Origin of the sequence: Tychonema sp. LEGE 07196 (assembly GCF_963890365.1) — a bacterium.
Taxonomy (GTDB): Bacteria; Cyanobacteriota; Cyanobacteriia; order Cyanobacteriales; family Microcoleaceae; genus Microcoleus.
Genome location: NZ_CAWPRX010000113.1, coordinates 67,029 through 74,897 on the forward strand (window position 1 = coordinate 67,029; position 7,869 = coordinate 74,897).

General features: G+C 44.3%; 8 protein-coding genes. 4 read left to right on the plus strand and 4 right to left on the minus strand.

Annotation, left to right across the window (positions count from 1 at the left end):
• The first annotated feature begins 21 nt into the window (after positions 1–21).
• The gene (locus AACV78_RS13915) at positions 22–192 is read left to right on the plus strand and encodes a hypothetical protein (RefSeq protein ID WP_194011801.1); all 171 of its coding nucleotides are present in this window, start codon (positions 22–24) and stop codon (positions 190–192) included.
• A 226-nt stretch (positions 193–418) separates the two neighbouring features.
• Here AACV78_RS13915 and AACV78_RS13920 read toward each other — a convergent pair whose 3' ends face one another.
• The 4 genes from AACV78_RS13920 to AACV78_RS13935 form a co-directional block, all read right to left on the minus strand.
• Positions 419–2,299: a hypothetical protein gene (locus AACV78_RS13920; protein WP_194011802.1), complete on the minus strand. Its 1,881-nt coding sequence runs from the start codon at positions 2,297–2,299 to the stop codon at positions 419–421.
• Between the two features lie 242 nt (positions 2,300–2,541).
• The gene (locus tag AACV78_RS13925; protein WP_194011803.1) at positions 2,542–2,826 is read right to left on the minus strand and encodes a peptidase; all 285 of its coding nucleotides are present in this window, start codon (positions 2,824–2,826) and stop codon (positions 2,542–2,544) included.
• Positions 2,827–3,053: 227 nt separating this feature from the next.
• Positions 3,054–3,491, minus strand: a complete 438-nt coding sequence (locus AACV78_RS13930) for a DUF4363 domain-containing protein (protein ID WP_194011804.1) — start codon at positions 3,489–3,491, stop codon at positions 3,054–3,056.
• Between the two features lie 234 nt (positions 3,492–3,725).
• Positions 3,726–4,172: a hypothetical protein gene (locus AACV78_RS13935; protein WP_194011805.1), complete on the minus strand. Its 447-nt coding sequence runs from the start codon at positions 4,170–4,172 to the stop codon at positions 3,726–3,728.
• A 539-nt stretch (positions 4,173–4,711) separates the two neighbouring features.
• Here AACV78_RS13935 and AACV78_RS13940 point away from each other — a divergent pair.
• The 3 genes from AACV78_RS13940 to AACV78_RS13950 all read left to right on the plus strand — a co-directional run bounded on the left by AACV78_RS13940 (position 4,712) and on the right by AACV78_RS13950 (position 7,758).
• Positions 4,712–6,136, plus strand: coding sequence for an aspartate ammonia-lyase (locus AACV78_RS13940; RefSeq protein WP_194011806.1), 1,425 nt, complete (start codon positions 4,712–4,714; stop codon positions 6,134–6,136).
• 50 nt (positions 6,137–6,186) lie between these two features.
• Positions 6,187–6,513: a hypothetical protein gene (locus AACV78_RS13945; RefSeq protein ID WP_194011807.1), complete on the plus strand. Its 327-nt coding sequence runs from the start codon at positions 6,187–6,189 to the stop codon at positions 6,511–6,513.
• Positions 6,514–6,798: 285 nt separating this feature from the next.
• Positions 6,799–7,758, plus strand: a complete 960-nt coding sequence (locus tag AACV78_RS13950; RefSeq protein ID WP_194011808.1) for an Npun_F2552 family protein — start codon at positions 6,799–6,801, stop codon at positions 7,756–7,758.
• The last annotated feature ends 111 nt before the right edge of the window (positions 7,759–7,869 follow it).

Here is a 7,869-nt window from a genome sequence, read left to right on the forward strand (position 1 = left end):
TTGACAGTTGGCAGTTGATAGTTGATAGTTGACAGTTGGCAGTTGATAGTTGATGGAAGGAAGAGGGAAGAGGGAAGAAGGAAGAGAAATGTTTGGTTTATTTGCTCCAGTCTATGTCAAAGGTGCGTCGCGATCGAGATTGTCGATCTTTTTAGGGATTTATCGCCCGCGACGCACCCTACAAATACTTAACAAGGGGGGGACAAGATTATTCTCAAAGTCCCCCTTCTTAAGGGGGATTTAGGGGGATCTGGACTCAGCTATAAACAAAAGATACAAAGGTTTTCGGGCGATTGTTGACACTAATATAGCAGTTCTCAGAAAGATGAGGAGAGCCTCATGCCCTATGCCCTATGCCCTATGCCCTATGCCCTTCGCGTACCTCACCTTTTTGAGAAAGGCTATAATATCAGGTGTATTATTTATCACTCTGCGGTAAAACATAGCCCATTTGCCGCAGGGCGCTGCGAAATTTAGTTTCCTGGCCCAATGGAACGGCTAAAGTGCGATCGCCCGCCAACTGACAAAACTTTTTAGTACGGGAATCATTCGCAATCAGCAATGCTAAATGGGCGGTAGTACATTCGATCAACCTGACACTACCTATATCTTGCACGCTATTCGATCGCTCTGTAACATCCGTTAGAAATTGCTGCACAGTTTGCGGTAGCGGTTCAATACTTCTGGCGTTCAAAAACTCTGTAAACTCTGCTAATGGATATCCGTTTTCAATAGCTGCGAAGATTTTTGGGCGATCGAGTCGCCACACAACATCCGACACCTTTTTAGTATAGATATCCAGGACGATCGCATCAGATGTCTCGACACCCTCTCCCGCCGCAATAATTTCAAGATTCGGCAATACCCTGAGCGTTTGACGAATCTCAATTACTGGCGGAGTATACTGATCCGTCAAGCCCAAACAATAAGCCCCCAAACTCGTCAAGCGAAAATATACCAAGCCATCATAACGACTCAGGAATTCCATATAGTCGGTTCCCCAAAGATAGTCATAATCACTTGGTATGAGGAACGGATCGACGTATGCAACATCAATTATGCCCAAAGTAGCAGCATACTCAAACAAAAAACAGCGCATATATCGTTCTTCCAGAATCGGCCAACTATGGCCATCCAATTCTGATAAGCTTCCATACCCAGCTTCACCAATATACAGATAATAGGGTTCCTCAGTCACATCAAAGCTATGGCCCGTTGCGACTAGATATTTACTAAAATCATGAAATAAAATCCACTTACCCACAGGACATTCTGCGAGCACAGAGGCGATCGCATCTCTGCGCCACGCCACATCCGTCATCCCATTTGCGCCCCTCCCAGTTTGTCCTTTGATCGCATCAATGCGGCGAAATTCATCAAAGATTTTTGTCTTTAACCAGCGCTTCCATGCTGTTTGTAAACCTTTGGCGGGTGATTCTTGTAAAGCTTTCTGTCCCGCTTTCGTCAAAACTAGCTTTTTGCCCGATCGTTCCGCGAACTTGCTCCCTTGCGCTATCATTATCCAAGCAAAGGGCTTGATGCTACCGAGTTCAGCGAATACTTCATCATCATAGTCGCTATCCTTGGCTAGGGTAATTTGACGCTGTTCCTCATTATAAAAATCACCGCCTAGCAATATAGAGGCGATCGCTTTTACACTTCCAGCACTAGGTAAAGCAGTTTTCTCGCTAACAGTAACTTTTCCCGACTGAATTAAACGCAAAACAGCCGCTAAATCCTTGGTAGCTGTCAACTGTGTTTCACAAGAAGTCAAGGGAATATCGTATTCTTCTATATCTTTTTCCCTTGTACTGTAGCTATATCTTTGGACGCTGAGTTTAACATGATTTTTTACTGTTTCACCACTATGATCCAAGGTCGCTTTTTTTGGCTTTGGCACGAATTTTAGCAATATTTCTTGTAGATCGTAAGGAATCTGGTTGCCATAAATAAACAAGCATAACAGTGATGGTTCTCTGTTAGTTCCATAGCGATCGATTGTTCCAAAATTTGCTGATTCTCCGTATTTTGCCCTAAATATTTCAGGAAAATAATAGCCATCCTCCCCATGTATAACTTCAGCTACAGCCGCTTTTTGGAGGTCGTCTAATTGCGCCCACAGTTTCCGAAGGTTCTCTCCTAGCAATTGCGATTTAATTCCATCAACAAGATCCGCTTTACGGGTTAATTTACGAGGATCGGGTAATAATGCTTTGAGCTTTTTTAAATCGTCAACAATTATTCCTTCTAATGCCTGTTGGAGGCTGATAACGTTATCTATGCTTGGGTAACGCGACATAATGTTTGATAGTGCGCCCGCTTCAAAATTGTTTTGGCAACCCAAATATAACAACTTTACGAGATACGGAACTTTAACTTTTGTTACAAAATCAAGAACTTTAATTCAACAGTTACGGTACGATGAACCGCAACCGTACATAGGTTATTTGTTGTGATTTTTTAGATCATATTTGCCACCCTAAAATTACCGGGTTCAATAGTCGTCATTTAGTCCTTCTTGAGTTTCTCATATCTTTGCTTTTAATCGTTGGAATTTTGCTGCTTTCTTCTGCCAAACAAACCCGACATACTTAAACCTGTCACCAGCAAGCCAAGCATTCCCAATCCATTTAAAATCGGGTAAATTGCTTGCAGGTGAAAAATTTCACCTGTATGAATTTTCAACAATAATCTTGATGAAATTCCTGTGCTAATCGGCCACTCCCTGCCCATCGTTGCTGCCATTCCAGTCAATACCGTGAGGGTAATTGGTAAAAAAACAATTGTGGCTAGAATGCGGTGGTACTTGCGAAATGCTTTTTTCATAACGGTTGAAAACTTATAAATACTCAACTTATATATAGCGGTTCTCAAAAAGTGAGGTATGCCCACGGCGGCCTATGCCCACGGCGGCCTATGCCCTATGTTCTATCCCGGATAGTACCTCATATGGGAGCACAGAAAGGCTATAATGATGGAGCATTGAGTGTTTGTTTCTGAGCAATTACGGCGAACGCCGCACTAGAAACAAACACTCAAATTAGCATTTAAATCTAGGACTTAGGAATGCTAGCGATGGTCTTTTCTAGCGACTGCAATTGAGCCAGCACTAGGTCTTTGCTGGGCTTACCTTTTTTGAGTTCGTCTGTTACTTTCTCTGTAGTTTGTTCAACGGTATCGTAGCTTTTAGGTTCCTTAGCTTTGATGCCATCTTCGACTTTCTTCCAGGAAGTCTCAAACTTGTCAAATTCGGTTTTAGCTTTAACGAAATCACCAGCGTCAACTGCTGCTTTGGTATTAGTAACTACACTCATTAACTCTGGATAGTTAGCAGTAGATGCTGGTTTCTCAGATGTGGTGACAGTGGTAGTCGTAGAAGTAACCGGTGGAGGTGAGGTTGGCGGAGTGGATGCTTCTTGCTTCTCGCCGCAACCAGCTAAAGCTACAAGGGTGACGGCACTGAGGACAAGGATTTGATTGAAACGAGCCATGAAAACTCCTCAAAAATTAATACTACAATCTATTTTGTCACAAAAACCGCAGATCGATCGCTAAAATCATCTGCAATTCCTGCAATTAATCGCAGTTAGCAGCCAGCCCAAGAGGATCGTGCTCCTAGCGCTGTCATCTTCGAGACGGGGCGGGGGTTACAGAAACCGAGTTTCGGGAATTTAGGTGATGCGATACCTGACAGGATTTAACAACCTCAAGGAAACATCGAAATATTAGTGTATCGAAACTGATAAAGTGTAACTTGCACCGCCTCGTTCTGTACCGACGACTATCTGATATTTTCCCGTCTGGGGCAATTCTCCCGACCAGCTTCTTTTTTCTTCAGCTAAGGGGTTTGTATTTGGATCGATCACCTTAAAAACAGCATTTCCTTCTACTGATTGGATCTCTAGATTCATTCTTTGACCTTGTTTGGCCCTAATCAAATAAATCATGACTTCGCCCCGGGCTACTCCTCCTTTTACTTCGCCTGAACTAGCACCTCTTTTAAACTTAATTTGCTGCTGTCGCTGAGCCATTAAAATCGCCGATTGTTTCGGGATTGCTGTGGAGGGGACAATGCTGGAGATAGCGTTTACTGAAGCCGGAAAAATTGCAGAGGCACTTAAACCGAGCATTAAAATATTTAGCTTTTTGAAAGTTTTTGCTGGTTTGTTCATGGGAGTTTCACTCTTAGCGTGATATCAATTCCGGTTGCACTCATACATGATGTTAACAGTCAAAAGTCAACAGTCAAAAGTCAACAGTGAATGTACTATTCCGATGAAAATAGAATTTGATAGAAAATGATTCATTTGTACAATTATAGCTAAACATTTGTGTCGGCGCGCGATCGCCCTTGCAGAACAATTTTAGCTTTTTGTAAACTGCCCTTTCGGCCTCGCCCTCGCCCCAGACTTGATTTGAGATTCTAGATTGGAGATTCAACCCTAGGATGTGGGATAATTTTGGGCGAAAGGGAACCAGATCCTATTTGGTTGATTCACAACGATCAGATTTGGTTTGTAGTGTGGACTGAAGTCCGTTCTCCGGCGGCAGACTTAAATCCGCACGCGCGATCCATTTTTGTTATGGTAATCGCTGGACATGATATTACACATTACTCTCCAGTCGCCAGCGGGTGCGGTAAAATAAAAACACCCAGAACACGCAGTTACAAAAAAATTGTATACTTCCTAATTATCACAAACCAAACGATATGACGCAACAGCCAACCATTACCTACCGCACCGAAAGCGACTCAATGGGAGACAAACAAATCCCATCTACCGTTTACTACGGCATTCAAACTCTGCGCGCCGTTGAAAATTTTCCAATTAGCGGTATCAAACCTTTATCAACTTATGTAGATGCTTGCGTTTTAATTAAAAAAGCTGCGGCGATAGCCAACGGTAAACTCGGCTGTATTCCTGAAGATATCAGCCAAGCACTGATCCAAGCTGCTGATGAAGTTTTAGCAGGAAATTTGCGCGATCAATTTGTAGTTGATGTCTACCAAGCAGGCGCGGGAACTTCTCACCACATGAACGTTAATGAAGTTCTTTCCAATCGCGCTTTGGAAATTATGGGCGATGAAAAAGGCAACTACAAGCGCGTCAGCCCCAACGATCATGTAAACTACGGTCAATCAACCAATGATGTGATTCCGACGGCGATTCGGATCGGGGGATTGTTGGCCTTAGAAAAAACTCTATTTCCGGCTTTATCTGAGGCTGTAGTTGCCCTCGAATATAAAGCAGAAGAATTCAAAAATATTGTTAAATCTGGCCGCACTCATATGCAAGATGCTGTGCCGGTTCGACTCGGCGACACCTTCGGCGCTTGGGCGCAAATTCTCAGGGAACATACCTTGAGAATTGACAGGGCATCCGATGATTTAACTTCCCTGGGATTGGGGGGAAGCGCCGCTGGAACAGGCTTAAATACTCACCCTGAATACTGTCAAAAAGTTGCTGAAATTCTCTCAGAATTAATCGACCACCCCCTGAAACCAGCAAGGCATTTAATGGCAGCTATGCAGAGTATGGCACCGTTTGTAAATGTCTCTGGTGCGCTGCGAAATCTCGCTCAGGATTGTGTTAAAATGTCCCATGACTTGCGTTTGATGGACTCTGGTCCAAAAACGGGTTTCAAGGAAATTCAACTGCCTCCGGTGCAACCTGGTTCGTCAATTATGCCTGGAAAATACAATCCTGTGATGGCAGAAATGACTTCGATGGTGTGTTTTCAAGTTATGGGTTACGATAGCGCGATCGCCCTTGCAGCCCAAGCGGGACAATTAGAATTGAACGTGATGATGCCCTTAATCGCCTACAATTTGATTCACAGCATCGAAATTTTGGGCAATACCATCAGCGCGCTGAGCACAAAATGCCTCGAAAAAATTGAAGCAAAGGGCGATCGGTGTCTCGCTTACGCAGAAGGCAGTCTCGCCCTCGTTACCGCCCTCAACACTCACATCGGCTATCTCAATGCCGCCGCCGTCGCCAAAGAATCTCTCGAAACCGGCAAATCTTTGCGGCAAATTGTCCTAGAACGCGGTTTAATGAGTGAAGAAGACTTGGCAAAAGTTCTAGATTTAGAGAAAATGAGTGCGATGCCAACATCATCTGCTAATGCTTAGCCACAAGATGGCAGTATTCTTTCAGAGTCTCAAGTTTAGGAGCAAAATTTATGCGCGCAGGTTCCTTTGGCCAATTAACTCAAGATAAAGAGAACACAACTCAAGTGACATTTCATTATGTGGAAGGTCACACGGAAACCTTTACAATCCCTATCCCGGCATCAGAATTTCAAGAGGAAGTGCTGCAGTTGTTAAATCAACCTTGGTTGACTTTTCATTTAGTCGATCAAACGGTTTTTATCTGCACTGCCCGGTTGATAAAAGTGGAAATTAAACCTGCTATCCCGGAACTTCAGGGCCAAGGAATTTTTTCTAATTCTATGCGAGTTAGTACGATGCAGCGGGCTGCTTCTGGCAGATTGCCGATGAATACTTAAACTTGGTTGGCGGTAATGGGTAATTCGTAAGTTGTTTTGCATTTAAGTTGGATGTTGGAACGGCCTCCGAAAGTGCCGATTCCACAATGTTTTTATTGATTTTTGAGGCACAATTTAAACGTAGAACAGCTTAATGGGTAATGGGTAATTGGTAATTGGTAATCACTAAGCGAAAACATATCAATAATCCATTCCTCCTCCCAATTCCCTGTTTTGCCAATGCCCTGTTTTGCCAATGCCCTGCGCGGGCCAATTCCCAATGCTCAATTCCCCCCATTACCCATTATGTCTGCTGTTAGTTTAATTAAGGCAAATTCATACGATCGCCAAATCCTGCAAACATCTGTAGAAAATTTGCTCGCACCCCTGGGCGGAATGTCGGCTTTTGTCAAATCGGGCGATCGGGTTTTACTCAAACCCAATCTCCTCACCGGTTCTCGCCCCACCAAAGAATGCGTCACCCGGCCGGAATTGGTTTACTGCGTGGCGAAAATGGTCATAGAAGCTGGCGGAAAACCGTTCTTAGGTGACAGTCCGGCTTTTGGCAGCGCGATGGGCGTAGCCAAAGCCAACGGTTATTTGCCGCTGTTGGAAGAATTGAATTTGCCAGTAGTTGAGTTTCAAGGAAAACGCTACGAAACTGTCAGCAAAGATTTCAACCATCTCCGAATTTGCAAAGAAGCAATGGAAGCTGATGTCGTAATTAATATTCCCAAACTCAAATCTCACGTACAATTAACCGTGACAATGGGGGTGAAAAATTTGTTCGGCTGCGTCCCCGGCAAAATGAAGGCTTGGTGGCACATGGAAGCTGGCAAAGATAGCGCCAGATTCGGTCAAATGCTGGTAGAAACAGCCAGGGCAATTAACCCAAATTTGACGATTTTGGATGGAATTATCGGTCACGAAGGTAACGGGCCAAGCGGTGGCGAACCTAAGTTTTTGGGGATTTTGGGCGCGTCGAGTGATGTGTTTGCGCTGGACAGAACTTTAGTGGAAATCATTAATGTCGATCCGGCGCTGGTTCCGACTGTAGCTGCGGCGATGAGATTGGGACTTTGCTCGAATTTAGAGGATCTGGATTTTCCGCTGTCGCACCCGGAGACTCTCAAGGTTTTGGATTGGAAGTTGCCAGAAAGCATGATCCCGATCGACTTTGGTATGCCTCGCGTGATTAAGTCAGCGTTCAAACACCTTTATATCCGCTTCATTAAAGAACAGTTCAGCCCCAACACTTCGCACTAGCAAACAGAGAAAGCGCGGTAAGGTGCGCTGGGGGCGCACCCACAGAAAGTCTGGTGCCGTCCACTCTACATATCGCAGTGCGATCGCAAGATCGGGTATCAATCCCCCCAT

Coding starts and splice junctions, on each gene's coding strand:
- AACV78_RS13930 (WP_194011804.1), bottom strand. CDS start 3,491: ATGGCTCGTTTCAATCAAATCCTTGTCCTCAGTGCCGTCACCCTTGTA.
- AACV78_RS13935 (WP_194011805.1), bottom strand. CDS start 4,172: ATGAACAAACCAGCAAAAACTTTCAAAAAGCTAAATATTTTAATGCTC.
- AACV78_RS13940 (WP_194011806.1), top strand. CDS start 4,712: ATGACGCAACAGCCAACCATTACCTACCGCACCGAAAGCGACTCAATG.
- AACV78_RS13925 (WP_194011803.1), bottom strand. CDS start 2,826: ATGAAAAAAGCATTTCGCAAGTACCACCGCATTCTAGCCACAATTGTT.
- AACV78_RS13945 (WP_194011807.1), top strand. CDS start 6,187: ATGCGCGCAGGTTCCTTTGGCCAATTAACTCAAGATAAAGAGAACACA.
- AACV78_RS13920 (WP_194011802.1), bottom strand. CDS start 2,299: ATGTCGCGTTACCCAAGCATAGATAACGTTATCAGCCTCCAACAGGCA.
- AACV78_RS13950 (WP_194011808.1), top strand. CDS start 6,799: ATGTCTGCTGTTAGTTTAATTAAGGCAAATTCATACGATCGCCAAATC.